Origin of the sequence: Streptomyces sp. NPDC001480 (genome assembly GCF_042894725.1) — a bacterium.
GTDB lineage: Bacteria > Actinomycetota > Actinomycetes > Streptomycetales > Streptomycetaceae > Streptomyces.
On record NZ_JBIAVX010000015.1, the window covers coordinates 192,977 to 219,399 of the forward strand.

The window sequence follows — 26,423 nt, forward strand, 5'->3', positions numbered from 1 at the left end:
GTGTGCAGACCTCGAACGAGACCGCCGTCGCCCTCCTCCCCCTGGTCGGCGGCCCCGCGAACGTCACTTCCGTCGCCCACTGCGTGACCCGGCTGCGGCTGGGTCTCGCCGACCGGTCGCTGGTGGACGAGCCGGCGCTGCGGGCGCTGCCCGGCGTCCTCGGTGTGGTGGACGACGACACGTACCAGATCGTGCTGGGCCCGGGAGCCGTGACGGAGGTCGCGGCACGGTTCGAGGCGCTGCTGGCGCCCCGCACGCGGGCCGAGGAACTGGCCTCCCTGGGCGCCGACTTGCGGGAGTGGCGACGCCGGCGCAACGCGACCCCGGCCAAGGCCGCCCTGCGCCGGATCGCGAACGTCTTCGTCCCGCTCATCCCCGCGCTGATCGGCTGCGGCATCCTCGCCGGCCTGGTCGGGCTGCTGACGAACGCCGGGTGGCTACCGGGCCTGACCCCCGCCCTCGCCGCCATCGCCTCCGCGTTCATGGCGCTCATCGCGGTGTTCGTCGGCTACCAGACGGCGAAGGAGTTCGGGGGCACGCCGGTGCTCGGCGGGGCGGTGGCGGCCGTGGTGGTGTACCCGGGCGTGGCGAAGGTGACCGCGTTCGGCGTGCACCTGGCACCCGGCCAGGGCGGGGTGCTCGGCGCGCTGGCGGCGGCACTGCTGGGAACGTACGTGGAGAGGTGGTGCCGGGGGCGGGTGCCGGGCGCCCTCGACGTACTGCTGACCCCGACCGTGACCGTCCTGACCGCCGGGCTGGTGACGCTCTACGGGCTGATGTACGCGGCCGGCGTCGTGTCGGCGGCGATCGGCACGGCGGCCGACTGGCTGCTGACGACGACCGGCGCGTTCGCCGGACTGGTCCTGGGCGGCCTCTTCCTCCCCCTGGTCATGCTGGGCCTGCACCAGGCCCTGATCCCCATCCACACCACCCTCATCGAACAGCAGGGCTACACGGTCCTGCTGCCCATCCTCGCCATGGCGGGCGCCGGGCAGGTCGGCGCGGCCCTCGCGGTGTATGTCCGCCTCCGCCACGACACCTCCCTGCGCACGACGATCAGGTCGGCGCTCCCGGCGGGCCTGCTGGGCGTCGGCGAACCCCTCATCTACGGCGTCTCGCTCCCCCTGGGCCGGCCGTTCCTGACCGCCTGCGTGGGCGGGGCGGCGGGCGGGGGCTTCGTCGGGTTCTTCGCGATGCTGGGCGACCGGGTCGGCGCGACGGCGATCGGACCCTCGGGCTGGGCCCTGTTCCCGCTGCTCGCGGGGAACCGCAGCCCGGCCCTGACGGCGGCGATCTACGCGGGCGGTCTGCTGACCGGGTACACGGTGGGCTTCCTGGCGACGTACGTGGCCGTCAGGCCGGCCGCTGACCGGAGGTTCCTATAGTCGGCAGTGGCCGTCGGCGTCCGCCGCGCGGTCGAGCCGATGGAGAGGCGTACCCATGAACCACGCCCAGCTCACCGCCCTCGGCCGTGCCCTGCGGGTGCTCGGCGAGCACGGTGACGCGCTGACCGCCGACACGCCGGACGCCAAACTGCACGAGGTGAAGGCCGACCTGCGGCGGGCGCTGGACCTGCTGGACGAGAGCGTCACGGGCGCCGCCACCACCACTCGGTGCGCCGAGCACCCCACGGGGCCCGTCGACAAGAGCGCCCCCGACCTGTGTCTGCTGTGCGAGACCCGGCGGCGGGCCGCCCGGCGGTCCGAGTACGGCGGCGGCCGGCCGCCGCAGCCGGCGGTCACGGCCCCCTCGGCCTCCTCCCGCTACGGGGTGCGCGCCGACCGCCCCCAGCCCCAGCAGCGCTGGCTGCCGGAGCTGTGGAACGGCCGCGAGTGGCAGCTGTGCGGCACGCCGAGGCGGGACCGCCGCGAGGCCGAGCTCTACCTCGCCGCCGCGCGGCGCGGATCGCGGCCCGCGATGGCGTACCGGCTGGTGCACGAGTTCACCGACTACGAGGTGCTGCGGGTGTGGGGCACGCCCGTACAGGTGGACATCGAGCCCATGGGCAATCTGTAGCCCGCTCGCGGAGTGTCAGCTCAGCGTCTTCAGCGCGGCGGCGTCGTACGGCTTCAGCTCGTCGAAGCGGCCCGCGAGGACCTTCGCCGCCCACTCCGGGTCCTGGAGCAGCGCGCGGCCGACGGCGACCATGTCGAACTCCTCGGCCTCGATGCGGTCGAGGAGGTCGTCGATGCCCTTGACCGCGGAGCCCTCGCCCTGGAAGGCCTTGATGAAGTCGCCGTCGAGGCCGACCGAGCCGACGCTGATGACCTGCTTGCCGGTGAGCTTCTTCGTCCAGCCCGCGAGGTTGAGGTCCGAGCCCTCGAACTCCGGGACCCAGTAGCGACGGGTGGAGGCGTGGAAGGCGTCCACACCGGCCGCGGCGAGCGGGGCGAGGATGGCCTCCAGCTCCTCGGGGGTCTCGGCGAGGCGGGCGGTGTAGTCCTGCTGCTTCCACTGCGAGTAGCGGAAGAGGACCGGGAAGTCGGGGGACACCGCCTCGCGGACCGCGGCGACGATCTCGGCGGCGAACTTCGTGCGGGCCACCGGGTCGCCCCCATACGCGTCCGTGCGGCGGTTGGTGCCCGCCCACAGGAACTGGTCGACGAGGTAGCCGTGGGCGCCGTGGATCTCGACACCGTCGAAACCGATGCGCTCGGCGTCGGCGGCGGCTTGGGCGAACGCGGCGATGACGTCATCCAGGTCCGCTTGCGTCATGGCCTTGCCGGTGGGCTCGGCGCCCTCGCTGACCAGGCCGGACGGCCCGACCGCGGGAGCGTCCGCGAACGGTGCCTGGCCCTGCTCGCGGACCATGCCGATGTGCCACAGCTGCGGCACGATCGTGCCGCCCGCCTCGTGCACAGCCTCGGCGACCTTCTGCCAGCCCGTGAGCTGCTCCTCGCCGTGGAACCGGGGGACGCGGTCGCTGTTGCCCGCCGACTCGTGGCCGACGTACGTCCCCTCGGTGACGATCAGGCCCACCCCGGCGGCGGCACGGCGGGCGTAGTACGACAGCACGTCCTCGCCGGGGACGCCGCCCGGGGAGAACATGCGGGTCATCGGAGCCATCGCGATGCGGTTCGGGACGGTCAGGCCGTTGATCGTCGTCGGCCGGGAGAGGATCTGGGCCGCGCGGGAGGCGGGGGGCGTGGCTGTCACGTGGGGGCTCCTCGTGAGACGGCGGTTTAACCGGAAGGTATGTGCACGCGCATTGTTGCACCTCATTAAGGAACTCCCCACCCCGCGTCGCGCATTCCTCCACCTCGGCCCACCACCACGTGATCCAGCACACACCCGGCCGTCACGCGCGCGAGCGGGCGTCCCGGTTCAGCCGCCGCACCCGCTCCCGCAGCACGTCCGCCGGCGCCGCCTCCGCCAGCTCCTCGGGCGGACAGTCCCACTCCCGCCCGCCACCCACCGGCCGCAGCTGCACGTACCCGCCCACCCGCCCCATGACCTCACCGATCCGGCCGTCCCGCCCGTCCACGGCGTACGTGGGCGCACCACCACCGCTCACGCGTCCACGCTCCGCGCGCGCAGGACGGCGGCCAGCCGGGAGGCCACGCCGAGGTTGCACCGGCCGAGGTCGACCAGCGCGTAGGGGTCGCCGTGCGCGCCGGTCACCGGGTCGACGCGCAACGACGGCAGGACGATCCCGACGTCGCGCAGGGCAGCACGCAGCCGCTCGACGGCCTCCTCGGCGGAGCGGGCGGGCCGTTCGTCCGCCGTGGTTTCCTTCGACTCCATTGAGCCAATCCCTCCACGCTGAGTGTTCACGTTCACCACACAGCGTGGTTGATGCGGCTCTAGCCTGGCCAGATACGGCGGTCCAACAACCACGTCTGTAGGACCAGGAGGCACCCATGCCAGGACCGAAGGACCTCGACCCGTCGTCGTCGCCGCGAGCCTTGCTGGGGGCCGAGTTACGCCATGTCCGCGAGCGGAGAGGGCTGAGCCAGGAGCAGTTGGGCCAGCGGCTGTTCGTGAGCGGCGCGTTCGTCGGGCAGCTGGAGGCGGGGACACGGCGAATGCGGCCGGAGCTCGCGCGGATGCTGGACGAGGCGTTGGGGACGGGCGACTTCTTCCAGCGGAACTGCGGGGCGACGAACAAGTCCCGCTATCCCGAACACTTCGCCGAGGCGGCGGAGGCGGAAGCGCTGTCCACAGCGATCCGCCAGTACGCGCCGATGCTGGTCCCCGGCCTGGTCCAGACGCCCGCGTACGCACGGGCCGTGAACCGCGCATACGACCCGACTGCACCGGAGGAAACCATCGACGAGTGGGTGGAGGGCCGGATGGCGCGCACCCGTCTACTGAAGCATCCAACAACGCCGTTGTTGTGGCTGGTGCTTGACGAGGCGGTGTTGCGCCGGGAGACCGGTGGCCGGGCGGTGATGGCGGAGGTGCTGCGCCACGTCGCGGACCTGGCCCGCCGGAGCCGGGTCATCGTGCAGGTCCTGCCGTTCAGCGCGGGAGCGCACAAGGCGATGGAGGGCTCGATGAGGCTGATGGACTTCGAGGACGCTCCTCCGCTGGTCTACCTCGAAGGGCCCAGCACCGGACGGCTGGAGGACGACCCGGCCACCGTCGCCAAGCTGAGGTTCACCTTCGACCTCCTCACGGCCTCGGCACTCTCGCCGGAGAAGTCCCTAGCCCTGATCGAGGCGGTGGCGCAGGATTACGCCCATGAGGAACACCCCTGACCACGACCTGAGCACAGCCTCCTGGCGCAAGTCGAGCTACAGCGGCGGAGGCGGCAACGAGTGCCTCGAAGTCGCGGACGGTCACCCCGCCATCACCCCCGTTCGCGACTCCAAGAACCCCCTCGGCCCGAAGCTCGTGTTCCGGGCGGAGTCATGGTCGGCGTTCGTCGAAAACCTCAAGGACGGCAGGCTCTGAGCTTCGGGCGCCGAGCCTTGAGCCCTATTTGTTTTGAATGGGTGGAGGGCTTCAACCCACCCTCCCACCCGGCGCGTTGACTTGACGCAACCGATTTGCCACGCACAGTCACAAGGCTCTAACGTCCCGCACAACGAACAGCCCCCGCCAGGCGCTACCAACACCTGCGGGGGCTTGACCACCAAGATCGAATGCGAGTCGATCCCATGGCTGAAGCCAAGCTTAGTGCTGCCGTCGTGCCCACGCACCCCATGGCCAATCCGGGTTACGGCAAACGCTCCGCACCGGACCAACTCCCCCGCACCAACCACGACTTCGCCCACCTCCCACCCCGCGAGGCGGCCATCGCCGCATACGTCGACCGGCTCCCCGACGGCGCCGACATCTCGGTGAAGACGCTGGCCAAGGAGCTGCCGTACGGCCAGTGCGCGATGCGGACGGCCCTCAACAACCTCCATCGGGCGGGCCACTTGCGGCGGGGTCGCGAGAACATCGCCGGTTCGGGCGGCTCGCGCTGGATCACCCGATCGTGGTGGTCCCGTACGGCACGAGACGACGCCTGGTGGGCGGCGTTCACGCGCGGCGACGTACCGGAGGCACCACCGCCGGAACGCGCCCGCCCCACCCGCTCCCGAGCACACATCCTGCTCGCCGCCCTCGGCCGTACGGCCCCCGCCCTGTCGCTCTCGGAGGCCGACTGCGCGCAGCTCGCGCCGCTGGTGGCGGAGTGGTTCGAGCGCGGGGCGACCGAAGAGACCGTACGCACCGCCCTGACCGCCGGCCTGCCCACCCCGGTGCACCATCCGGCGGCCCTGCTCCACCGCCGCCTGACCACCAAACTTCCCCCGGTTCCCGCCCCGCGCCCCCCACTCCGGGTCCTGGAGTGCGCGGAGTGCCACACTCCCGGCCCTCCGGAAGCCCTGCCGGGCGGCCTCTGCGGCGCATGCCGGGGCGACCGCTCCCCCGCCCGCCTCAACACGCCCCTGTCCCCTTCCGCAGTCCAGGTCCGCGCAGGCGAGATCCGCGCTGCGATGTCCCTACGACGAGGAGAGAAGGTACCTGTATGACCGCGCCTACGGTCCGACGACACCACACACGGGCACGATGGAGGGGAGGAGGCGAAGCCATGACCCCCAGCACCGCTGAACGCCCGCCGATGCCCATCGAGGACTTCGAGGAACTGGCCAGTGTGGCCCCCGACGGGGTGCGGCTCGAATTCGTCGACGGCCGGGTCCGCACCAAGGATCCGCTCAGCGTCGAGGACTTCGAGGAACTGGAGCGGCGTGCGCCGGAGACGGTCCGGCTTGAGTACATCAACGGAAAACTAGAGGTCAAGGCGATGCCGGACGGCAAGCACCGTTCGATTTACGTGTGGCTGGTGCGCCAGTTCCTGCTCCACCGCCCAGACCTTGATCTCGTACCCGAGTCCGGGGTCAAGGTCGAGGCGTATCGCAGGGGTCGTGCCCGCACCGACGCGGCGCTCGCACCCGTGGACCACTTCGTCGACCACGGCGAATGGTCCGAAACCGAGGGCATCCTGTTGGCCCTGGAGATCACCTCGCACGACCGCGACACCAACCAGCGCGACCGCGTCGACAAGCCCGTCGGCTACGCGGAGGCCACCATCCCCGTCTACCTCCTCGTCGATCGCGACAACTGCACCGTCGTCGTCTACAGCGAACCCAAGGACGGCCACTACCAGCAGTCCCCTTCGTACCCCTGGGGAGCGGTCATCGAGCTCCCGCCCCCGGTGAGCATCACCCTCGACACCGAGCCGCTCAAGCGGTACGCCGACTGAAACGCCCAAGGGCGGCACCCCCTGCCGGAACAGGGGATACCGCCCTCGGTAAGGACGCAGATCAACCGGAACCGGTCGATCAGAAGTCCATGTCACCGCCCGGCATGCCGCCACCGGCAGGCGCGGCGGCCTTCTCCGGCTTGTCGGCGATGACGGCCTCGGTGGTGAGGAAGAGCGCGGCGATGGAGGCGGCGTTCTGCAGGGCAGAGCGGGTCACCTTCGCCGGGTCGATGATGCCTTCCTTGACCAGGTCGACGTACTCGCCGGTCGCGGCGTTCAGGCCGTGGCCCGGGGTCAGGTTGCGCACCTTCTCCACCACGACACCGCCCTCGAGGCCGGCGTTGACGGCGATCTGCTTCAGCGGGGCCTCGAGCGCCAGCTTGACGGCGGCGGCACCGGTGGCCTCGTCGCCCTCGAGCTCCAGCTTCTCGAAGACACCGGAGGCCTGGAGCAGGGCCACGCCGCCACCGGCGACGATGCCCTCCTCGACGGCCGCCTTGGCGTTGCGGACGGCGTCCTCGATGCGGTGCTTGCGCTCCTTGAGCTCGACCTCGGTGGCGGCACCGGCCTTGATGACGGCCACGCCGCCCGCGAGCTTGGCCAGGCGCTCCTGGAGCTTCTCGCGGTCGTAGTCGGAGTCGCTGTTCTCGATCTCGGCGCGGATCTGGTTCACGCGGCCGTTGACCTGGTCGGAGGAGCCGGCACCGTCGACGATGGTGGTCTCGTCCTTGGTGATGACCACCTTGCGGGCCCTGCCCAGCAGGTCGAGGGTGGCGTTCTCCAGCTTGAGGCCGACCTCCTCGGAGATGACCTCGCCGCCCGTGAGGATGGCGATGTCGCCGAGCATGGCCTTGCGGCGGTCACCGAAGCCCGGGGCCTTGACCGCGACGGACTTGAAGGTGCCGCGGATCTTGTTGACGACCAGGGTCGACAGGGCCTCGCCCTCGACGTCCTCGGCGATGATCAGCAGCGGCTTGCCCGACTGCATGACCTTCTCCAGGAGCGGGAGCAGGTCCTTGACGGAGCCGATCTTGGAGTTGGCGATGAGGATGTACGGGTCGTCGAGCGACGCCTCCATCCGCTCCATGTCGGTGGCGAAGTACGCCGAGATGTAGCCCTTGTCGAAGCGCATACCCTCGGTGAGCTCCAGCTCCAGACCGAAGGTCTGGGACTCCTCGACGGTGATGACGCCTTCCTTGCCGACCTTGTCCATGGCCTCGGCGATGAGCTCGCCGATCTGGGTGTCGGCGGCGGAGATGGAGGCCGTGGAAGCGATCTGCTCCTTGGTCTCGACATCCTTGGCCTGCTCCAGCAGGGCGGCGGAGACGGCCTCGACGGCCTTCTCGATACCGCGCTTGAGGGCCATCGGGTTGGCGCCGGCGGCTACGTTGCGCAGGCCCTCCTTGACCAGGGCCTGGGCGAGAACGGTCGCGGTGGTCGTACCGTCACCGGCGACGTCGTCCGTCTTCTTGGCGACTTCCTTGACCAGCTCGGCGCCGATCTTCTCGTACGGGTCCTCGAGCTCGATCTCCTTGGCGATGGAGACACCATCGTTGGTGATCGTGGGGGCGCCCCACTTCTTCTCGAGGACGACGTTGCGGCCCTTCGGGCCGAGCGTCACCTTCACGGCGTCCGCGAGCTGGTTCATGCCGCGCTCGAGGCCGCGCCGCGCCTCCTCGTCGAACGCGATGATCTTGGCCATGTGAAGTGGTCCCTCCAGGACTGGGGGTGATTCCTTCGGACCGCGCCCGCGCCCGCGACGGACGGCTCGCGGGCCCCGTGGTTCCTTGCCCCACTTGGCCTGCGGGCCTCACCGACCCGGTCCTTCGTTGTCACTCTCACCTTCAGAGTGCTAACGCCAATGATTAGCACTCGCCCATGCCGAGTGCAAGCGGCTCGAGCGGATACCCAGGTGAACAGCGGGCACGCACGGCGTCCGGGCGGGCCGGAGGGCCACCCGGCAGGCAGGAGGGCCACCGGGCAGGCCGAAGGGCCCGTACCCCGGGAGGTACGGGCCCTTCGAAGATGTACAGAAGAACGTCGCTGTCAGTCGGCGCGTGCTTCAGCTGGTCGCGAGCCGAACCATGTCCGCCTGCGGCCCCTTCTGGCCCTGCGAGATCTCGAAATCGACCCGCTGACCCTCTTCCAGGGTGCGGTAACCGTCCATCTGGATCGCGCTGTAGTGGACGAAAACATCCGCACCACCGTCGACCGCGATGAAGCCGTACCCCTTCTCCGCGTTGAACCACTTGACGGTGCCCTGAGCCATGCCTAACTCCCCTATTACTGGCCCTTGCACAGATCCACACCTCGCGGATCCGGGTCAGACCTCACCCCCCAAGGATTGGGGGCGTGCGCCGGAACGCGTCGACCGCGGCTGAATGTATCTGTCCAACTGCCGTCTGCAACAGGTCAATCGGACGAGAAATCTGGACGGGCACGGTCGGGAATCTGCCAAAAATTCGGCCGAATTCAGGGCAATTCGGGCCCCACAAAAGGCTCATAAGGCGCAAAAGATACGCACACTTTGGCTACTTCTTGTCGGGTGTGCGGTGCGAATCCGGGGTTCTCGACCCGGGGTTCAGGAGCGCGTTCCCCAACTGTACCGCGCTCAATCACACAGAATTGCCCCCTCCGCTTCTCTCACGGAGGGGGCAATTCGATGAACTCTCGGTAACCTGTGTTACCGAAGGTAATGTTCTGTCATTCGGTCAGCCGCCGGCGACGGCCGGAATGATGGAGACGCCCGCGCCGTCCGGGGTCGCCGTTTCCAGACCCTGCTCAAAACGCACGTCGTCGTCGTTGACGTACACATTGACGAAACGGCGCAGCTTGCCCTGGTCGTCCAGGACGCGGGCGGCGATACCGGTGTGGTTCTTCTCCAGGTCGGAGATGACGTCGGCGAGGGTCGCGCCCTCGGCCTGGACCTCGGCTTGGCCGCCCGTGTAGGTACGCAGGATGGTCGGGATACGGACGGTCACGCTCATGCGAGGCCTGCCTCTCGGAACGAATCGAGGTTGGGGCGGATCGTGGCGGTCAGGCCGGTGCCTGCCACCGCGTCCAGCGTCTTGAGGCCGTCGCCCGTGTTGAGGACGACGGTCGTCTTGGTCGGGTCGAGGACGCCGTTCTTGATCAGCTTCTGCGTGACGCCCACCGTCACGCCGCCCGCGGTCTCCGCGAAAATACCCTCCGTGCGGGCCAGCAGCTTGATGGCGTCGACCACCTGCTCGTCCGTCACGTCCTCCACCGCGCCGCCCGTGCGGCGCGCGATGTCGAGGACGTACGGCCCGTCCGCCGGGTTGCCGATGGCGAGGGACTTGGCGATGGTGTTCGGCTTCTGCGGGCGTACCACGTCGTGCCCCGCCTTGTACGCGGTGGACACCGGCGAGCAGCCCTCGGCCTGGGCGCCGAAGATCTTGTACGGCCTGTCCTCGACGAGACCGAGCTTGATCAGCTCCTGGAGACCCTTGTCGATCTTGGTGAGCTGGGAGCCGGAGGCGATCGGCACCACGATCTGGTCCGGCAGCCGCCAGCCGAGCTGCTCGCAGATCTCGTACGCCAGGGTCTTGGACCCCTCCGCGTAGTACGGCCGCAGGTTGACGTTGACAAAGCCCCAGCCCTCGCCCGCCGGGTCACCGATCAGCTCGGAGCAGAAACGGTTCACATCGTCGTAGTTGCCCTCGATGCCGACGAGCTCGCCGCCGTAGACCGCGGCCATGACGACCTTGCCCTGTTCCAGGTCGTGCGGGATGAACACGCAGGAACGGAAGCCGGCGCGGGCCGCCGCGGCGCCCACCGCGCCGGCCAGGTTGCCGGTGGAGGAGCAGGAGAGGGTGGTGAAACCGAAGGCGCGCGCCGCCTCCAGCGCCTGGGCGACCACGCGGTCCTTGAAGGAGTGCGTCGGGTTCCCGGAGTCGTCCTTCACGTACAAGTGCGACGCTTCGATACCGAGCTCGCGGGCCAGGTTGTCCGCCTTGACGAGGGCGGTCCAGCCGGGGTTGATGTTCGGCTTGTTGGCCACGTCCGCGGGGACGGGCAGGAGAGGCGCGTAACGCCAGATGTTCGCGGGGCCCGCCTCGATCCGCCGGCGGAGCTCCTCGGTGTCGTAGGACGAGAAGTCGTAGGCGATCTCCAGCGGGCCGAAACACTCCTCGCAGGCGAAGACCGGTCCGAGCGGCACCCGGTGGCCGCACTCACGACAGCTCAGCGCCGCGGCGGGGCCAAGGTCTACGGTGGAGTCAGTGGTGCTTGCAACAGTCTGCACAGCCATGTGAGGCGAGGCCCTTTCTCCTCATCTTCCTCACGACGCATCTCGCCGTGAGACGGATTTGGCACCTTCCCTAGCCGGGAGCCTCGCGGAACGATCAACACTGATCTACGAGACCGGCTGGAGGGTTGCCGGGGCTTCATCGGGCCGTGTCCCTCTGCCCCTCTGGATGAGCGGTATGCGGTTGTTGTGCGGTTGTGAACGACGGCGACCTCGGACATGCGATGGTCATCCGCGTTGTCCAAGACTGTAACCGAAGGCCGGGACAGTTGAGATAGTCGTCCGTACCGCGAGACAAACAGTGAGGAGCCGCCCACCGTGCTGGAAGAAGTCGAGCGCTGGCTGAGCAACCGCTCCTGGTCCGTCACCGATCGCCCGCTCCACCAGATCCTGGCCGCAAAGCAGCGAACAGGCCAGTCGGTCAGCGTCGTGCTGCCCGCGCTCAACGAGGAGGAGACGGTCGGCGACATCGTCGCGATCATCCGCCACGACCTGATGCGGCAGGCCCCGCTGGTCGACGAGATCGTCGTCGTCGACTCGGGATCCACCGACCGCACCTCCGAGGTGGCCGCCGCCGCCGGCGCCCGGGTCGTCCACCGCGACACCGTCCTGCCGCGGATCCCGGCCGTGCCCGGCAAGGGCGAGGTCCTGTGGCGCTCGCTGCTGGTCACGAGCGGGGACATCGTCTGCTTCATCGACGCCGACCTGCGGCAGTTCTCCTCCGACTTCGTGTCGGGGATCGTCGGCCCACTGCTGACCGACCCGGACGTGGACCTGGTCAAGGGCATGTACGACCGCCCGCTCGGCGGCGCTACGGGCCAGGGCGGCCGGGTCACCGAGCTGATGGCGCGCCCGCTGCTGAACATGCACTGGCCGCAGCTGGCCGGCTTCGTGCAGCCGCTCGGCGGGGAGTACGCGGCCCGCCGCTCGCTCCTCGAACAGCTGCCCTTCCCGGTCGGGTACGGGGTGGAGCTGGGCATGCTGGTCGACGCACTGCATCTGGTGGGCCTGGACGCCCTCGCCCAGGTGGACGTGGGAGTACGCAAGCACCGCCACCAGGACGGGCAGGCACTGGGCCGGATGGCCGCCGCCATCTACCGCACCGCCCAGCTCCGGCTGGCCCGCGGGCATCTGATCCGGCCCTCCCTCACCCAGTTCGAGCGGGGCGAGGACGGCTTCGAGCCGCGCACGTTCTCCGTTGACACGGAGGAGCGGCCGCCGATGGCGGAGATCGCGGAGTACGCGGCTCGCCGGGTGGCCTGACCCGGGCGGTGGCGATCCGCCGGGAAGGTGCGGGAAGGTAACCGTACGTTTGAGCGTTTCCGGCCCGGGCTAGGTTGAGACTCATGGCTTCCACGGCTTCCACGGCTTCCACGCACGGTGCTGAGGTGCTGGTCGCGTCCAACCGCGGCCCGGTTTCGTACGAGGTACGCCCCGACGTCGGGGACGGCTCGCTGCACGCCAAACGGGGTGGCGGCGGGCTGGTCTCCGGGCTGTCGGCGATCGGTTCGGACGCGAACGCCCTGTGGGTGTGCGCCGCGCTGTCCGACGGGGACCGCGAGGCGGTGCGGCGCGGGGTGGGCGAGCCGGGCGTACGGATGCTGGACATTCCGGCCGACGTGCACGCCGACGCCTACAACGGCATCGCGAACTCGGTGCTGTGGTTCGTCCACCACATGCTGTACCAGACCCCGCTGGAGCCGGTCTTCGACGCGGAGTTCCGGCGGCAGTGGGCGTCGTACGAGGCCTACAACCGGGCGTTCGCCCAGGCCCTGGCGGAGGAGGCGGCCGAGGGCGCGTCCGTTGTCATCCAGGACTACCACCTGGCCCTGGCCCCCCGGATGCTCCGCCACCTCCGCCCCGACCTGCGCATCGGCCACTTCTCGCACACCCCCTGGGCCTCGCCGGACTACTTCCGCCTCCTGCCCGACGACATCGCGGCCGAGCTGCTCGGCGGGATCCTGGGCGCGGACCGGGCGGCGTTCCTCACCCAGCGCTGGGCGGACGCGTTCACCGCCTGCTGTCACTCGGTCCTCGGCCCCGGCATCCCCTCCGGTACGCGCATCGGGGTGCACGGTCTCGGCGCGGACGCGGACTTCCTGCGCGAGCGGGCGCACCGGCCGGACGTGGCCGAGCGGATGACGGCGCTGCGGGCGGAGATCGGTGCGGCGCCCGACGGAGGGGCCCGCAAGACGATCGTCCGAGTGGACCGCACCGAGCTGTCGAAGAACATCGTGCGCGGGCTGCTGGCCTACCGGCAGCTCCTCGACGACCACCCGGAGTGGCGTGAGCGGGTGGTGCACGTGGCCTTCGCCTACCCCTCGCGGCAGGACCTCGCGGTGTACCGCGACTACACGGCCGAGGTGCAGCGGGTCGCGGAGGAGATCAACTCCGCGTACGGCACGCCGGACTGGACCCCGGTCGTCCTCCACGTCAAGGACGACTTCGCCCGCTCCCTGGCCGCGTACCGGCTGGCCGACGTGGCCCTGGTCAACCCGATCCGGGACGGCATGAACCTGGTCGCCAAGGAGATCCCGGTGGTCTCCGACGCGGGCTGCGTGCTGGTGCTGTCACGGGAGGCGGGCGCGTACGAGGAGCTGGGCGAGGACGCGCTCACCGTGAACCCGTACGACATCACGGGCACGGCCCGCGCCCTCCACCAGGCGCTGACCATGCCGGACGGCGAACGCGCGGAACGCACGAAGCGCCTCGCCGCCGCGGCCACGGCGCTGCCGCCGGCCCAGTGGTTCCTGGACCAGCTGCACGCCCTGGACGCGTGACGGGCGCCTGCGGCGCGTCGGCCGACGGCTGGGCGGCGGCCGGACGGCTGGGCGGCGGCCGGACGGCTGACGGCTGACAGCCCGATCGCGGGTACCGGCGAGTGCCCACGGGCAGGAGGCCGGTGGGCGGGCGACGGCGGGCAACCCTCGCCGCTGCCGCCGCACTAGTCCAGCGCCGCCGCGACCCCCCGCAGCAGCGCCATGACCCCCTCCGGGCCGTCCACCACCAGGTCCGCGCGTTCCGCGAGTTCCGTGACCTCCGTGCTGCCGCTGCACACCAGGAGGCCGGGGACGCCGTCGGAGCGGAGCTTTTCGACGGCGGCGAAGGCAGGGAGGTCGCCGAGGTCGTCACCGGCGTAGAGGACGGACTCGGCACCGGCCTCGCGGACGTACTCCAGGAGGGCGACGCCCTTGTCCATGCCGGGCGGGCGGAGTTCGAGGACCATGCGGCCGGGCTCGACGATCAGGCCGTTGCGGGCGGCGAGGTCGGTGAGGGGTTCGCGCAGGGCCTCGAAGGCGGCCTGCGGGTCGTCGGCGCGGCGGGTGTGCACGGCGACGGCCCGCCCCTTCTCCTCGATCCAGGTGCCGCGCCAGGCGCCGATGCGGTCGAGGAAACCCGGCAGTTCTGCGCGGACCGCGGTGACTCCGGGGTGCGGAGCGGGGGCGTTGACGGTGCCGGTGACGGCGTCCCAGCGTTCGGCGCCGTAGTGGCCGAGGACGACGAGGTGCTCCAGGCCCGGGACACCCGCGAAGCCGCCGTACCGCACCGCGACACCGGCCGGGCGTCCGGTGACCACGGCGACGCCGGCCACCTTCGGGGCGAGGGCGGCGAGCGCGGGGACCGCCTCCGGGTGGGCGCGGGCCTGGTCGGGGTCCGCGACGATCGGGGCCAGCGTCCCGTCGAAGTCGAGTCCGACCACCGCGGAGCGGGGCCGGGCGAGCAGCGCGCGCAGCCCGTCCCGCCCTGCCTGCGTGACGGGGGTCGGCAGCGAGTCCGTGGAATCCGTCATGTCAATGCCCATAGTCCGACCCTATCCACGCAACCCCGAACGCACGCCTGGAGCGCTGCCCACCGCCCCACCGAACAGTCGCCCCCGCTACAACCGGGCCGCCACTGGGGGCTGCCGCCCCCAGACGGGCTGAGTAATGCGAACCGGGGCGCAGCCCCCGCCGTGCACGGGCGGAGCCCGAAGGGGTGCAGGGGACGCAGTCCCTGGCGGGGTCTGGGGCGGAGCCCCAGGGCTACCGTTCAGTCCGGCGGGACTCCCGCACCCGCCGCAGACGGTTGACCGTGATCGGGTCAAAAGCCAGCGCACGCGCATCGTCGAGGAGGGCGTTGAGCAGCTGGTAGTAGCGCACCGGGGCCAGCCCCAGCTCCTCACGTATCGCCCGCTCCTTGGCGCCGGGCCCCGCGAAGCCCCGGCGTTCCAGCGCGAGGATGTCCCGCTCACGGCGGCCCAGCTGCTCCCGTTCCATGCCCGAACGGTAGCGCGGGGCACCGACAGCGCCTCAGTTCGCGGCGCTGCTGTCCGCCGACGTGGCCGTCGCCTGGAGGCGGCTGAGGGTGGCGAGGGGGCTGCCGTCGGGGGTGACCGCCTGGCCGATGTCCTTCTTGATGCCGGCGGCGACCGACGCCCAGGAGGTCTTGCCGACGGGGTAGAGCTCGGAGGTGGGGAGTTCCGCGAGGAAGGGCCGCAGGGCCTTGTCCCGGGACGACTCGGCCATGACGTTCGACGCGGAGGTGGTGACGGGCAGCAGCCCGTACCGGCGGGAGAAGTCGAGGACGTTCTTCTGGTCGTAGACGAAGTCGAGGAAGTCGCCCACCTGCTCGGCGTGGCCGTTCTGCTTGAAGGCCATCATCCAGTCGGCGACGCCCATGGACGCCTTGGTCTGCGACGTCCGCCCCGGCATCGGCACGGTGCCGAACTTCACGCCCTTCTTCTCGGCCTGCTGGATCAGCGTCGGGTGGCCGTCGATCATGCCGGCCTGCCCGTCGGCGAAGGCGGTGAACGCGTCGGCCCGGTTGAGCTTGGCCGGGGCGACCGGACCGGTCAGGCCCTTGCCGACGAGGTCGTCCTTGAGCCAGGTGAGGGTGTCGACGTTCTGCGTGGAGGCGAAGGAGTAGCCGCCGATGTCGTCGGTGTAGCCGCCGCCCCCGCTGAGCAGCCACTGCATGGTCTCGGCCTGTGCCTCCTCGGGGCCGAGCGGCAGTGCGTAGGGGTATTTCACGCCCATCGCCTTGAGTTTCTCGGCGTCGGCCGCGAGCTCGCTCCAGGTGGTGGGCGGGGTGAGGCCGGCCTTGGTGAAGAGGGTCTTGTTGTAGAAGAGCACGCGCGTGGACGCGGCGAACGGCATGGCGTACTGCGTGTGCTTCCACTGGCCGGCGTCGGCGAGCTGGGAGACGAAGTCGGCCTGGACGGGGATGGAGAGCAGGTCGGAGACGTCGTAGAGCTTGCCCTCGGCGGCGTAGTCGGCGTAGGCGCCGATCTGCGCGAGGTCGGGCGCCTTGCCGGCGGCGACCATCTCCTTGACCTTGCGGTCGACGTCGTTCCAGGAGTAGACGGTGACGTCGATCTTCACGCCGGAGTGCTTGGCCTCGTACTCCTTGGCGAGTTCGTCCCAGTACTTCTTGGAGCTGCTGGCCGCCGAGTCGCCGTAGTCGGCGGCGACGAGTCTCAGGGTGACGTCGGACGATCCGGTGCTCCCGCAGCCACCGAGGACCGCGGTCATGCCCAGCGCGGCGACCGCCGCGATCGTTCCTGCCGTACGACGACCCACTGCTCTTGCCCCAAACCCTGCTGTCTCGTCATTCAATATGTGAACCCCATAAGGTCTACACCACGTGAGTGGACTAGACCTCTTGTGGGTCCGCGGGCCACACTGTTCCCGTGAGACATGTCATCGCCCTCGACGTCGGCGGTACCGGGATGAAGGCCGCCCTGATCGGGCCGGCCGGCGAGCTGCTGCACCAGGACCGCCGCGCCACGGGCCGCGAGCGCGGGCCCGACGCGGTGGTCGAGGCCATCCTCGGCTTCGCCGCCGACCTGCGCGCCCGCGGCGAGGAGCGCTTCGGCGAACCGGCCGCCGCGGCCGGCCTCGCCGTGCCCGGGATCGTCGACGAGGACCGCGGGATCGCCGTCTACGCGGCCAACCTCGGCTGGCGCGACGTCCCCCTGCGCGATCTGCTCGCCGACCGGCTCGGCGGCGTCCCGGTCGCCCTCGGCCACGACGTGCGCACCGGCGGCCTCGCCGAGGGCCGCACCGGTGCGGGCAAGGGCACCGACCGGTTCCTGTTCGTGGCGCTGGGCACCGGGATCGCCGGCGCCATCGGCCTCGACGGCCGGGTGGAGTCGGGCGCGCACGGCTTCGCGGGCGAGATCGGCCATGTCGTCGTACGGCCCGGCGGCATCCCCTGCCCGTGCGGGCAGCACGGCTGCCTGGAGCGGTACGCCTCCGCCGCCGCGGTCAGCGAGGCCTGGGCGGCGGCCTCCGGCGACCCGGAAGCGGACGCCGCCGACTGCGCGAAGGCCGTCGTGTCCGGCGACCCGAACGCCGTCCGGGTCTGGCAGGAGGCCGTGGACGCGCTGGCCGACGGCCTGGTCACCGCGCTCACCCTGCTGGACCCGCGCACGCTGATCATCGGTGGCGGGCTCGCCGAGGCCGGGGAAACCCTGTTCACACCGCTCAGGGAGGCCGTCCGGCGGCGCGTCACCTTCCAGAAACTGCCGTCCGTCGTCCCCGCGGCCCTCGGGGACACCGCCGGGTGCCTGGGCGCGGGGCTGCTCGCCAGCGATCTCCTCGACAACACCGACCACTCGACCGACCACTCGGAGGTAACCGCCTGATGCCCCCCACCAAGGTTCTCGCCGGTGCTCGGGTGGTGCTGCCCACCGGGACCGTGCCCGACGGGCGTGTGATCGTCGAGGGTACGAGGATCACGGCCGCCGCACGCCCGGACGCGGAGGTCGTCGACGTCAGCGGTCACTGGCTGGTCCCGGGCTTCGTCGACCTGCACAACCACGGCGGCGGCGGAGCCTCCTTCTCCGGCCCGGTGGACGACGTCCTGAAAGCCGTCGACATCCACCGCCGGCACGGCACGACCACGCTGGTCGCCTCCACCGTCACCGACGAGATGGACGTCCTGGCCCGGCAGGCGGGGCTGCTGAGCGAGCTGGCCGAGCAGGGCGACATCGCCGGCATCCACTTCGAGGGCCCGTTCATCTCACCGTGCCGCAAGGGCGCGCACTCCGCCGAGCTGCTGCGCGACCCGGACCCGGCCGAGGTCCGCAAGCTCCTCGACGCGGCGCGCGGGCAGGCCAGGATGGTCACCCTCGCCACCGAACTCCCGGGCGGCATCGACTCCGTACGGCTGCTCGCCGAGCACGGCGTGATCGCGGCCGTCGGACACACGGACGCGACGTACGAGCAGACCGTCGAGGCCATCGACGCGGGCGCCACGGTCGCCACCCACCTCTTCAACGCGATGCCCGTCCTCGGTCACCGCTCCCCCGGCCCGATCGCCGCCCTGCTCCAGGACGAGCGGGTCACGGTCGAGCTGATCAACGACGGCACGCATCTGCACCCGGCCGCCCTGGAACTGGCCTTCCGTCACGCGGGCGCGGGACGGGTGGCGTTCATCACGGACGCCATGGACGCGGCCGGCATCGGCGACGGCCGCTACATGCTGGGCCCGCTGGAGGTCGAGGTCCGCGAGGGTGTGGCCCGGCTGGTCGAGGGCGGCTCCATCGCCGGTTCGACACTGACCCTGGACCGTGCCTTCAAGCGCGCGGTGACGATCGACCGGCTGCCCGTGGCGGACGTGGTGGCCGCCCTGTCCGCCAACCCGGCCCGCCTGCTGGGCCTGGCCGACCGCGTCGGCTCCCTGGAACCCGGCAAGTACGCCGACCTGGTGCTGCTGGACGAGGAGTTCGACCCCAAGGGCGTGATGCGCCGGGGTGAATGGGTGGTCGATCCCCAACTGGGCTGATCCGTCCCCCAGTCGGGAGGCGGTGGCCGGTTCTGTGGACTGGGCCGGTCGCCGTCTCTTTGGCATGATGCGGCTTCCGATGAACGGAAGACACGTGTCACGCCCGAGGGGAGGCCGGCCCGAGTGATCCTCACGGTCACACTGAACACCGCTCTCGACATCACCTATCGCGTACGGTCCCTACGGCCGCACGCCTCCCACCGCGTCCAGGAGGTCGTCGAACGGCCGGGCGGCAAGGGCCTGAACGTGGCACGGGTGCTCGCGGCCCTCGGGCACGAGGTGACGGCCACCGGGTTCGCGGGCGGCGCCACCGGGCGCGCGGTCCGGGACCGGCTGGCGGACACCCCGGGCGTGGTGGACGCTCTGGTGCCGGTCGGCGGGGCCACCCGGCGCACCGTCGCCGTCGTCGACGAACTGTGCGGCGACACCACCCAGCTGAACGAGCCCGGCCCGCAGATCACCCCGGCCGAGTGGGCCGCCTTCCAGGAGACGTACGGGCGGCTGCTGGCCTCGGCGTCGGCGGTCGCCCTGTGCGGCAGCCTGCCGCCGGGAGTGCCGGTGGGCGCGTACGCCGGGCTGATACGCACCGCCCGGGCCGCCGGTGTCCCCGTCCTCCTGGACACGAACGGCGAACCACTGCGCCGCGGGGTGGCGGCCCGCCCGGACATCGTCAAACCGAACGCCGTGGAACTCGCCGAACTCACCGGCTCCCACGAGCCGCTGCGCGCCACCCAGGACGCCCGGCGCCGCGGCGCCCACGCGGTCGTCGCCTCCCTGGGTCCCGACGGCCTCCTCGCCCACACCCCGGAGGGCCGCTGGCGCGCCACCCCACCCGCCCACGTCCACGGCAACCCCACCGGCGCCGGCGACTCCGCGGTCGCGGGCCTGCTGTCCGGCCTGGTCGAAGGCCTGCCCTGGCCGGACCGGCTGACCCGTGCGGTCGCGTTGTCGACGGCGACCGTGGTGGCACCGGTGGCGGGGGAGTTCGACCGGGGGGCTTACGAGGGGGTGGTGGGGCGGGTCGAGGTGACGGGGCTGGTCAGCGCGGCCTGACAGAGACCGAAAGCGCGCCCTACTCCTTCCACCCCGGCTTCAGCCAGAGCTGGTCGAAGTTGACGTCGCAGTTGTTGCCCTGCTCGCAGGAGATCTTGATGGTGTTGGTGCCCTTGTTGAGGATGATGTTTCCCCAGGTGTTGGTCCAGCCCTTTTCGTAGTCGCCCTCCGGCGCCTTGGCGAAGTTCGCCAGGTTGAGAGGGCGGTCCTGGGCCTTGTCGTTGACCGTGAGTGTGGCGTTGCCGTCCTTGCCGGGCACGCCGTAGTTGACGTACAGCGTGTACTTGCCCGCCTTGGGGATGTCGCTCAGGTTCCAGGTGAGGGCCGCGCCGACCTGGTTGAAGTTGGTGACGTAGAAGCCACCGTCGGCCTTCGCACCCTTGACGTCGGAGGCCGTGGCGGCTCCGCCGTCCAGCCGCAGGGCCTTGGCGTCGCTCTTGGGCAGGTCTGCCGAGCTCGCCGGCGAGCCGCTGCTGGAGGGGCTGGGCTTCGCGCTCTCCGACTGCGTCGGCGCGGTGGATACCTCGCTGCCGGCCTTCTTGTCGTCGTCCCCGTTGCCGTTCATCATGGCCACGCTGATGCCGACGACGACCGCGGCGACCACCGCGACCGCGCCGATCAGCAGGCCCTTGGTGTTCGGGCCGCGGCCCCGGCCGTTGCCGCCCCCGCTGCCGGGCATCGGCTGCTGGGTGGTCGGCGCGCCGCCCGGGAGGGTCTCCGGGGCCTGGTAGTGGGCGTTCGGCTGGCCGTAGGGGCCCTGCTGCTGCGGAGCCGTGGCCTGCTGGCCGCCGTACGTGCGCTCGCCGACCGCGCGCGTCCTGCTGCTCCTGCTGACCGAGTTCGGGTAGCCGTAACCGCTGGACGGCGGCTGGGCGCCCCTCGCCTGCCCGTCGGCGTAGAGATAGCCGAACGGGTCGTCGTCCTCGGGCGTGCTCGGGCCGTTTTCGCCGGGGCTCATCCCTAGGTACTCCTCAACAGGTGCGGGTGGATGCGGTACATGGTGAGAATGGCGAGCCTACCCGCTCCGTGTGGCCCAAACAGGTGACTCCGGTCGCATCGACCCGCTGACCTGGGGGTCACCCGGCCCGTCGGTGCTGTTTGGGACGAGATCGTTTCTCGACGTACATGCGTTCGTCAGCGGATTTCAACACTTCGTCCGCCGTCATTCCACAGTGTGCCCATCCGATGCCGAAGCTCGCGCCCACCCGCACGGCCCGGCCCTCGGCCCGGATCGGCTGGATGATCTCGTTGCGCAGCCGTACGGCCAGGTCCTGGGCGTCCGCCTCGCCGAGTCCGTCGGCGAGGATCACGAACTCGTCGCCGCCGAGCCGGGCCACCGTGTCGCCGTCCCGGACGCCCCTGCTGAGGCGGCGGGCGACCTCGATGAGGACGGCGTCGCCCGCGTTGTGCCCGAACCGGTCGTTGATCGACTTGAAGCCGTCGAGGTCGCAGAAGAGGACCGCGAGGCCCTTGGTGCCCTCGTCCCGCCCGTCCTCGGGGGCGATGGTGTGCACATGGTGGTCGAAGCCTTCGAACGCCTCCGTGCCCTGCGCGAAGTCGAAGCCGTGGCCGACCGCGTCGAAGGCGGGGTGGCCGTAGGCCGCGTCCAGCGACTCCAGCGCGCCGGGCTGGGCCTGCCGCCGGCAGAGGCGGGCCGACAGGCGCGAGCGCAGCTCGGCGGAGTTCGGCAGGCCGGTCAGGGAGTCGTGGGAGGCGCGGTGGGCGAGCTGGAGCTCGCGGCGCTTGCGCTCCTCGATGTCCTCGACGTGGGTGAGCAGGAAGCGGGGCCCGTCGGCGGCGTCCGCGACGACGCTGTTGCGCAGGGAGACCCAGACGTACGTGCCGTCGCGGCGGCCGAGGCGCAGCTCGGCGCGGCCGCCCTCGGCGGAGGTCCGCAGCAGGGTGCCTATGTCCTCGGGGTGGACGAGGTCGGAGAAGGAGTAGCGGCGCATCGCGGAGGCGGGGCGGCCCAGCAGGCGGCACAGGGCGTCGTTGGTGCGCAGGATCCGGCCGTGCTGGTCGCCGCCCATCTCGGCGATGGCCATGCCGGAGGGGGCGTACTCGAAGGCCTGCCGGAAGCTTTCCTCACTGGCGCGCAGGGCCTGCTGCTCGCGCTCCAGGCGGACCAGGGCGCGCTGCATATTCGCACGTAGACGCGCGTTGCTGATGGCGATGGCGGCCTGGAACGCGTACATCTGGAGGGCCTCGCGGCCCCAGGCTCCGGGCCGGCGGCCGTTGCGCGGCCGGTCCACGGAGATCACACCGAGCAGTTCGCCGCAGGAGCCGCCCGGACCGCCGGGCGTGTACATGGGCGCGAAGAGCCGGTCGGAGGGGTGCCACTCGTCCTCGAAGCGCGGGGCGGGGCCGTCGGTGAACCACTGGGGGACGTCGTCGTCGTCCAGCACCCAGCCCTCGGTGTGCGGTATGAAGCGCAGGTCGCCCCAGGCCTCGCCCATCCCCAGACGGCGCTCCCAGGAGTCGCGGGAGCCGACACGGCCGGTGATCAGGGCCTCGGCGGCGGAGTTGCCGGAGAAGGCGGCGACCACGAGGTCGCCGTCGGGGCGTACGAGGTTGACGGCCGCCATCTCGTACCCGAGAGCGCTCACAGCCCCGTCCGCGACGGTCTGCAGTGTGTCCGCCAGGCTGCGTGCCGTGTTCATGTCGGCCATGACCTGGTGCAGCTGTCGCAGGGACGCAAGGCGGACGTACGGCTCCGACTCGGTCTCCATGCTCGCCCTCCCCCCGAGACCTCGCAGCGAATCAAGGGCTGTCTTCGGTGGTCGTCTTCGGCGCTTCTTTTCGGTGACGCCCCTTGCGGGTGCTCTTGTAGGTTCCCCGCCACTGAATCACAGCGCGCTGCCCACTCGGTACACAGGGTCAACAATTCCTGCCCCTTGTGACTCAAGTCACAGGAGAAGATGAACAATTGAGTGGAGTTTCTGCGTTTTCCCTATGCGTTTACTGAACGCAGGCTTTGCGGTTGTGTGGACATGATGCACGAAGAGTCGTCATGCCCAGTCGTCATGCGAGGCCGGCGCGGGTCCTAGGACCTTCTCCCCGGACCCGGTCGGCCGGAGGCCCGATGCGATACGCCCGGAGCGGAGATTAGCGTTTCCGGTGTGCCGAACACTCGCCCCGCCCCCTCGCTGTCCCTTGCTCCCACCGCCTCCGGGCATGCTGAGGGGGTGAGCAACGACGAGTTCCGGGCCGCGATGTCCCGGCTGGCCGCGGGCGTGGTCCTGGTGACCGCGCAGGAACCGCCGCTCGACCCGGACGACCCCGGGGCGCCGGCCGGCGAGGACGTCGGCATGACCGCCACCGCCTTCATGTCCGTCTCCCTCGACCCGCCGCTGGTCCTGGTCAGCCTGCGGGAGGGCTCCCGCATGGACGACGTGCTCGCCGAGCAGCCTCTGTGGGCCGTGTCCGTCCTCGCCGACCACCAGCGCCCGACCGCCGGCCGCTTCGCCATGAAGGGCCGCATCAGCGACCGCCTCCTCTTCGCGGACCTCCCCGTCACCCGCGGCGAGGCCACCGGCGCGCCCCAGGTCGACGGCGCCCTCGCCACCCTGGAATGCCGCACCGAGCAGCGGGTCGCGGCCGGCGACCACACGCTGGTGATCGGCCGCGTTCTGACCGCGCGGGTGCCGGGTTCGGACGGGCGGCCGCTGCTGTATTTCCGGGGGCGGTACGGGCACTTGGCATAATCGCCGCCCGGGACGGCCGACGGCCGGGAAATTCCGTGGCGGCATTGTGAACTCCGTGCTTAGGGTGCGGAGATGACGCTCCATCTGGAAGAACTCACACCGCGGAATTTCGAGACCGCCGTCGGTATTCGGGTCCTCCCCGACCAGGAGGAGTCGGTCTCCCCGGTGGTGCGGTCACTGGCCGAGGCGTACGTCCATCCCGCCGGTGTCGCCTGGCCCCGCCTGATCGTCGACGGCGACCGCGCGGTCGGCTTCCTGATGGCATTCCTCGACATCGACTGGCACGGTGACGGCACGGTGTTCCGTTCCGGCCTGTGGCGTCTCAACATCGCCGCCGAGGAGCAGGGCCGCGGCTACGGCCGCTTCGCCGTCGACTCCGTCGCCGAGCAGATCCGCCGCCGCGGCGGCAAGGAGCTGTACGTCTCCTGGCATCCCGGCCCGGCCGGGCCCGCGGGCTTCTACCTCGGCCTCGGCTTCCGTGAGACCGGGGAGACCAGCGGGGACCAGACGGTGGGGGTGCTGGAACTGGACCGGGCCCCGGCCTGAGTCCCTCGCCCCCGCCGCTCCTGCCCTTTCCCGTCCCCAGGGGCTCCGCCCCTTCGACCCCGCCAGGGGGGCTGCGCCCCCTGGACCCCCCGTCGGCCTGAACGGCCTCGTCCTCGAACGCCGGACGGGCTGAGAGGAGAGCCGCGTGAGAGGAGAGCCGCGCCTCCCAGCGCAGTGCGACAGCTCAGCCCCAGTCCCGTCCCGACCGGCCCCGCTTGGTCTCCGATCGCGCCTTCTTCTCGCGGAGACGGCGTTCGTTGATGCCCCGGGGGATGCGGGTCGGCCGGCGCGGCTTCGGTGGGGGCGCGGTGGCCTCCGCCAGCAGCGCCGCGAGGCGTACGGCGGCGGTTTCGCGGTTGCGCCACTGCGAGCGGTGCTCGGAGGCCCGGACGGTGACGACCCCGTCGACCAGCCGCCCGCTCAGCCGGGCCAGCGCCCGCTCCTTCCACACCGGGGGAAACGCCTCGGTCCGCGCCAGGTCGAAGCGCAGCTCGACCTGGGAGTCACTGGTGTTGACGTGCTGCCCGCCCGGCCCCGAGGACCGCGAGAAACGCCACATGAGCTCGGCCTCGGGCAGCGAGACGGAGCCGCGGACGACATAGGGACCGGACATGCCGTCCATGGTCCCGCCTCCGCCCGGTCCGCGTCACCCGGATTTCACATCGGTAAAAAAGGTAAAGGCATCCGGAACCATCGGGGCCCCCCTTGGCGTTGTCCGGGTTGACGGTAGCTTCGTCCCCAGTGCGAAGCCCGTACTGACGCAACGAGGGAAGGGACTCCCAAACCATGGCTGTAAGCCTGTCCAAGGGCGGCAACGTCTCGCTCACCAAGGAAGCTCCGGGCCTGACCGCCGTCACCGTGGGCCTCGGCTGGGACGTCCGCACCACCACCGGCACGGACTTCGACCTGGACGCCTCCGCGATCGCGGTCAACACGCAGGGCAAGGTCTACTCGGACGGCCACTTCGTGTTCTTCAACAACAAGCAGACCCCGGACAACACCATCGTCCACACCGGCGACAACCGCACCGGTGAGGGCGCCGGCGACGACGAGGCGATCAACGTCAACCTCGCCGCCCTCCCGGCCGACATCGACAAGGTCGTCTTCCCGGTCTCCATCTACGACGCCGAGAACCGCGGCCAGAACTTCGGCCAGGTCCGCAACGCCTACATCCGCATCGTCAACCAGGCCGGCGGGGCCGAGATCGCCCGCTACGACCTCTCCGAGGACGCCGCCACCGAGACGGCGATGGTCTTCGGCGAGCTGTACCGCAACGGAGCCGAGTGGAAGTTCCGCGCCGTCGGCCAGGGCTACGCCTCGGGCCTGGTGGGCATCGCGCAGGACTTCGGCGTCAACGTCTGAGCAGCACCCGCTCCCTGACGGAGCCCCCGGTCCGGCCGCCCGCCGGCCGGGGGCTCCGCCGTACCCCGCGATAAGTTGCCCGTCGTGATCCTGGAGCCCCTTCCCCCCGGACAGGACATCCCCGCGCCCGTCCTCACCGAACTCACCGCCCTCTACGTCTCCAACCGTGAGTTCTTCGCGCTCAGCGGTGACTTCCCGGACCCGGACGACATCCGGCCGGAGCAGGTGGCGGCCGCGCTGGCGGAGGACCTGGCCCACCCGGACGCGCAGGTGCTGCTGGCGCGCAGCCAGGGGCGGCTGGTCGGGGTCGCCGCCACGCTCGCCCGCCACCCGGACCCGGCCGACCCCGACCCGTGGATCGGGCTGCTGATGGTGGACGCGGGCGAGCACGGCCGGGGATTCGGGCGGCGGATGGCACAGCGGATCGAGGACGACTTCCGGACGGCCGGCCGGGACGCCGTGCGGCTCGCCGTCCTCGACAACAACCCCAAGGGCCTCGCCTTCTGGACGGCCCTCGGCTACGAGCGCATCGCCCATCGGCCGGACCGCGCGCTCGGCCGCCCCTGCGCGGTACTGCGCAAGGTGCTGCGGACCCCGCGCCGCGCGGCCCGCATCGCCGTGGTCGACCCGGAGGGCTCGGTCTTCCTCTTCCGGTACGACAACCCAGAGGTGGGCATCCACTGGGCCCTCCCCGGCGGCGGCCTCGAACCGGACGAGACCCCGCGCGAGGGAGCCCTGCGGGAACTGCGCGAGGAGACCGGCTGGAGCGACCTGGAGCCCGGCCCGCTGCTGTGCACCTGGGAGCACGACTTCACCCGGGCCGACATCGCCGTCCGCCAGCACGAGCACATCTACGTCACCCGCGGCCCGCACCGGGAGCCGGCCGTCGCCCACCTGGCCGCCGCGCACGCCGAGGAAGGGATCCTGACCTGGCGCTGGTGGAGCAGACGGGAACTCGCCGAGGAGGCGGAGCCGGTGTGGCCGCCCGGTCTGGTCCGGCTGCTGGACGAGTGGGAAGCCTGAGCCGTGT

General features: G+C 71.1%; 28 protein-coding genes and 1 riboswitch. Of the genes, 15 read left to right on the forward strand and 13 right to left on the reverse strand.

Going from position 1 to position 26,423, the window contains the following annotated elements; all coding sequences use genetic code 11:
* Nucleotides 1–2 precede the first annotated feature (2 nt).
* Both ACFY01_RS33390 and ACFY01_RS33395 read left to right on the forward strand, forming a co-directional pair.
* A complete protein-coding gene (locus tag ACFY01_RS33390; protein ID WP_390739499.1) occupies nt 3–1,385 on the forward strand; it encodes a PTS transporter subunit EIIC in 1,383 nt (460 codons plus the stop codon).
* A gap of 55 nt (nt 1,386–1,440) precedes the next feature.
* Nucleotides 1,441–2,016, forward strand: a complete 576-nt coding sequence (locus ACFY01_RS33395) for a hypothetical protein (protein ID WP_390739500.1) — start codon at nt 1,441–1,443, stop codon at nt 2,014–2,016.
* A 15-nt stretch (nt 2,017–2,031) separates the two neighbouring features.
* Here ACFY01_RS33395 and ACFY01_RS33400 read toward each other — a convergent pair whose 3' ends face one another.
* The 3 genes from ACFY01_RS33400 to ACFY01_RS33410 all read right to left on the reverse strand — a co-directional run bounded on the left by ACFY01_RS33400 (nt 2,032) and on the right by ACFY01_RS33410 (nt 3,744).
* On the reverse strand, nt 2,032–3,156 hold the full coding sequence (locus ACFY01_RS33400) for an NADH:flavin oxidoreductase (RefSeq protein ID WP_390739501.1): 1,125 nt from the start codon (nt 3,154–3,156) through the stop codon (nt 2,032–2,034).
* A gap of 142 nt (nt 3,157–3,298) precedes the next feature.
* A complete protein-coding gene (locus ACFY01_RS33405; protein WP_390739565.1) occupies nt 3,299–3,514 on the reverse strand; it encodes a hypothetical protein in 216 nt (71 codons plus the stop codon).
* The gene (locus ACFY01_RS33410) at nt 3,511–3,744 is read right to left on the reverse strand and encodes a hypothetical protein (RefSeq protein WP_390739502.1); all 234 of its coding nucleotides are present in this window, start codon (nt 3,742–3,744) and stop codon (nt 3,511–3,513) included. Before ACFY01_RS33410 ends, ACFY01_RS33405 begins: the two co-directional genes overlap by 4 nt.
* Nucleotides 3,745–3,860: 116 nt before the next feature.
* On the opposite strand from ACFY01_RS33410, the gene ACFY01_RS33415 reads away from it, so the two are divergent.
* The 4 genes from ACFY01_RS33415 to ACFY01_RS33430 all read left to right on the forward strand — a co-directional run bounded on the left by ACFY01_RS33415 (nt 3,861) and on the right by ACFY01_RS33430 (nt 6,694).
* Entirely contained in the window at nt 3,861–4,700 is an 840-nt protein-coding gene (locus ACFY01_RS33415) for a Scr1 family TA system antitoxin-like transcriptional regulator (protein WP_390739503.1), read from the forward strand.
* Nucleotides 4,684–4,896 carry a DUF397 domain-containing protein gene (locus ACFY01_RS33420; protein WP_390739504.1) on the forward strand — a complete coding sequence of 71 codons (213 nt, stop codon included), beginning with the start codon at nt 4,684–4,686 and terminating at the stop codon, nt 4,894–4,896. Before ACFY01_RS33415 ends, ACFY01_RS33420 begins: the two co-directional genes overlap by 17 nt.
* Nucleotides 4,897–5,102: 206 nt before the next feature.
* The gene (locus ACFY01_RS33425) at nt 5,103–5,963 is read left to right on the forward strand and encodes a hypothetical protein (protein WP_390739505.1); all 861 of its coding nucleotides are present in this window, start codon (nt 5,103–5,105) and stop codon (nt 5,961–5,963) included.
* Nucleotides 5,964–6,022: 59 nt separating this feature from the next.
* On the forward strand, nt 6,023–6,694 hold the full coding sequence (locus ACFY01_RS33430) for a Uma2 family endonuclease (RefSeq protein WP_390739506.1): 672 nt from the start codon (nt 6,023–6,025) through the stop codon (nt 6,692–6,694).
* 79 nt (nt 6,695–6,773) lie between these two features.
* Here the strand turns inward: ACFY01_RS33430 and groL are convergent, their stop codons facing one another.
* The 4 genes from groL to thrC all read right to left on the reverse strand — a co-directional run bounded on the left by groL (nt 6,774) and on the right by thrC (nt 10,964).
* On the reverse strand, nt 6,774–8,396 hold the full coding sequence (gene groL / locus ACFY01_RS33435) for a chaperonin GroEL (protein ID WP_164431322.1): 1,623 nt from the start codon (nt 8,394–8,396) through the stop codon (nt 6,774–6,776).
* Between the two features lie 360 nt (nt 8,397–8,756).
* On the reverse strand, nt 8,757–8,963 hold the full coding sequence (locus tag ACFY01_RS33440) for a cold-shock protein (RefSeq protein ID WP_019057200.1): 207 nt from the start codon (nt 8,961–8,963) through the stop codon (nt 8,757–8,759).
* Nucleotides 8,964–9,405: 442 nt separating this feature from the next.
* Nucleotides 9,406–9,681, reverse strand: coding sequence for a ubiquitin-like small modifier protein 1 (locus ACFY01_RS33445; protein ID WP_390739507.1), 276 nt, complete (start codon nt 9,679–9,681; stop codon nt 9,406–9,408).
* Complete coding sequence (gene thrC / locus ACFY01_RS33450; protein WP_390739508.1) at nt 9,678–10,964, reverse strand: threonine synthase; 1,287 nt, start codon at nt 10,962–10,964, stop codon at nt 9,678–9,680. The genes ACFY01_RS33445 and thrC overlap by 4 nt, the downstream gene beginning before the upstream one ends.
* Nucleotides 10,965–10,982: 18 nt before the next feature.
* Nucleotides 10,983–11,137, reverse strand: a riboswitch (SAM riboswitch).
* A 142-nt stretch (nt 11,138–11,279) separates the two neighbouring features.
* Between thrC and ACFY01_RS33455 the strand changes: the two genes are divergently transcribed.
* A complete protein-coding gene (locus tag ACFY01_RS33455) occupies nt 11,280–12,224 on the forward strand; it encodes a glucosyl-3-phosphoglycerate synthase (RefSeq protein ID WP_390739509.1) in 945 nt (314 codons plus the stop codon).
* A gap of 83 nt (nt 12,225–12,307) precedes the next feature.
* Nucleotides 12,308–13,741: a trehalose-6-phosphate synthase gene (locus ACFY01_RS33460; protein WP_390739510.1), complete on the forward strand. Its 1,434-nt coding sequence runs from the start codon at nt 12,308–12,310 to the stop codon at nt 13,739–13,741.
* A gap of 164 nt (nt 13,742–13,905) precedes the next feature.
* On the opposite strand, the gene otsB is transcribed toward ACFY01_RS33460, so the two are convergent.
* From otsB to ACFY01_RS33475, 3 genes are all read right to left on the reverse strand, one after another.
* Nucleotides 13,906–14,763 (reverse strand): trehalose-phosphatase, encoded by an 858-nt coding sequence (gene otsB / locus ACFY01_RS33465; protein WP_390739511.1) that lies wholly within the window; start codon nt 14,761–14,763, stop codon nt 13,906–13,908.
* Nucleotides 14,764–14,983: 220 nt separating this feature from the next.
* Entirely contained in the window at nt 14,984–15,217 is a 234-nt protein-coding gene (locus ACFY01_RS33470) for a DUF3263 domain-containing protein (RefSeq protein WP_390739512.1), read from the reverse strand.
* Nucleotides 15,218–15,250: 33 nt separating this feature from the next.
* Nucleotides 15,251–16,471, reverse strand: a complete 1,221-nt coding sequence (locus tag ACFY01_RS33475; protein ID WP_390739563.1) for an ABC transporter substrate-binding protein — start codon at nt 16,469–16,471, stop codon at nt 15,251–15,253.
* 158 nt (nt 16,472–16,629) lie between these two features.
* Here ACFY01_RS33475 and ACFY01_RS33480 point away from each other — a divergent pair, with 158 nt between their 5' ends.
* From ACFY01_RS33480 to ACFY01_RS33490, 3 genes are all read left to right on the forward strand, one after another.
* The gene (locus ACFY01_RS33480; RefSeq protein WP_390739513.1) at nt 16,630–17,586 is read left to right on the forward strand and encodes an ROK family protein; all 957 of its coding nucleotides are present in this window, start codon (nt 16,630–16,632) and stop codon (nt 17,584–17,586) included.
* Nucleotides 17,586–18,728, forward strand: coding sequence for an N-acetylglucosamine-6-phosphate deacetylase (gene nagA, locus ACFY01_RS33485; protein WP_390739514.1), 1,143 nt, complete (start codon nt 17,586–17,588; stop codon nt 18,726–18,728). Before ACFY01_RS33480 ends, nagA begins: the two co-directional genes overlap by 1 nt.
* A 123-nt stretch (nt 18,729–18,851) precedes the next feature.
* Nucleotides 18,852–19,781 (forward strand): 1-phosphofructokinase family hexose kinase, encoded by a 930-nt coding sequence (locus ACFY01_RS33490; RefSeq protein WP_390739515.1) that lies wholly within the window; start codon nt 18,852–18,854, stop codon nt 19,779–19,781.
* A 19-nt stretch (nt 19,782–19,800) separates the two neighbouring features.
* Here ACFY01_RS33490 and ACFY01_RS33495 read toward each other — a convergent pair whose 3' ends face one another.
* Together ACFY01_RS33495 and cdgB are read right to left on the reverse strand one after the other, a co-directional pair.
* On the reverse strand, nt 19,801–20,739 hold the full coding sequence (locus ACFY01_RS33495; RefSeq protein WP_390739516.1) for a CBM35 domain-containing protein: 939 nt from the start codon (nt 20,737–20,739) through the stop codon (nt 19,801–19,803).
* Between the two features lie 118 nt (nt 20,740–20,857).
* Entirely contained in the window at nt 20,858–22,510 is a 1,653-nt protein-coding gene (cdgB, locus tag ACFY01_RS33500) for a diguanylate cyclase CdgB (RefSeq protein ID WP_390739517.1), read from the reverse strand.
* 390 nt (nt 22,511–22,900) lie between these two features.
* Here cdgB and ACFY01_RS33505 point away from each other — a divergent pair, with 390 nt between their 5' ends.
* Both ACFY01_RS33505 and ACFY01_RS33510 read left to right on the forward strand, forming a co-directional pair.
* The gene (locus ACFY01_RS33505) at nt 22,901–23,485 is read left to right on the forward strand and encodes a flavin reductase family protein (protein WP_390739518.1); all 585 of its coding nucleotides are present in this window, start codon (nt 22,901–22,903) and stop codon (nt 23,483–23,485) included.
* A 72-nt stretch (nt 23,486–23,557) separates the two neighbouring features.
* Nucleotides 23,558–24,031: a GNAT family N-acetyltransferase gene (locus ACFY01_RS33510; protein ID WP_390739519.1), complete on the forward strand. Its 474-nt coding sequence runs from the start codon at nt 23,558–23,560 to the stop codon at nt 24,029–24,031.
* A gap of 184 nt (nt 24,032–24,215) precedes the next feature.
* Here ACFY01_RS33510 and arfB read toward each other — a convergent pair whose 3' ends face one another.
* Nucleotides 24,216–24,653 carry an alternative ribosome rescue aminoacyl-tRNA hydrolase ArfB gene (arfB, locus tag ACFY01_RS33515; RefSeq protein WP_390739520.1) on the reverse strand — a complete coding sequence of 146 codons (438 nt, stop codon included), beginning with the start codon at nt 24,651–24,653 and terminating at the stop codon, nt 24,216–24,218.
* 164 nt (nt 24,654–24,817) lie between these two features.
* On the opposite strand from arfB, the gene ACFY01_RS33520 reads away from it, so the two are divergent.
* Nucleotides 24,818–25,393, forward strand: a complete 576-nt coding sequence (locus tag ACFY01_RS33520) for a TerD family protein (RefSeq protein WP_390739521.1) — start codon at nt 24,818–24,820, stop codon at nt 25,391–25,393.
* Nucleotides 25,394–25,477: 84 nt separating this feature from the next.
* A complete protein-coding gene (locus ACFY01_RS33525) occupies nt 25,478–26,416 on the forward strand; it encodes a GNAT family N-acetyltransferase (protein WP_390739522.1) in 939 nt (312 codons plus the stop codon).
* The last annotated feature ends 7 nt before the right edge of the window (nt 26,417–26,423 follow it).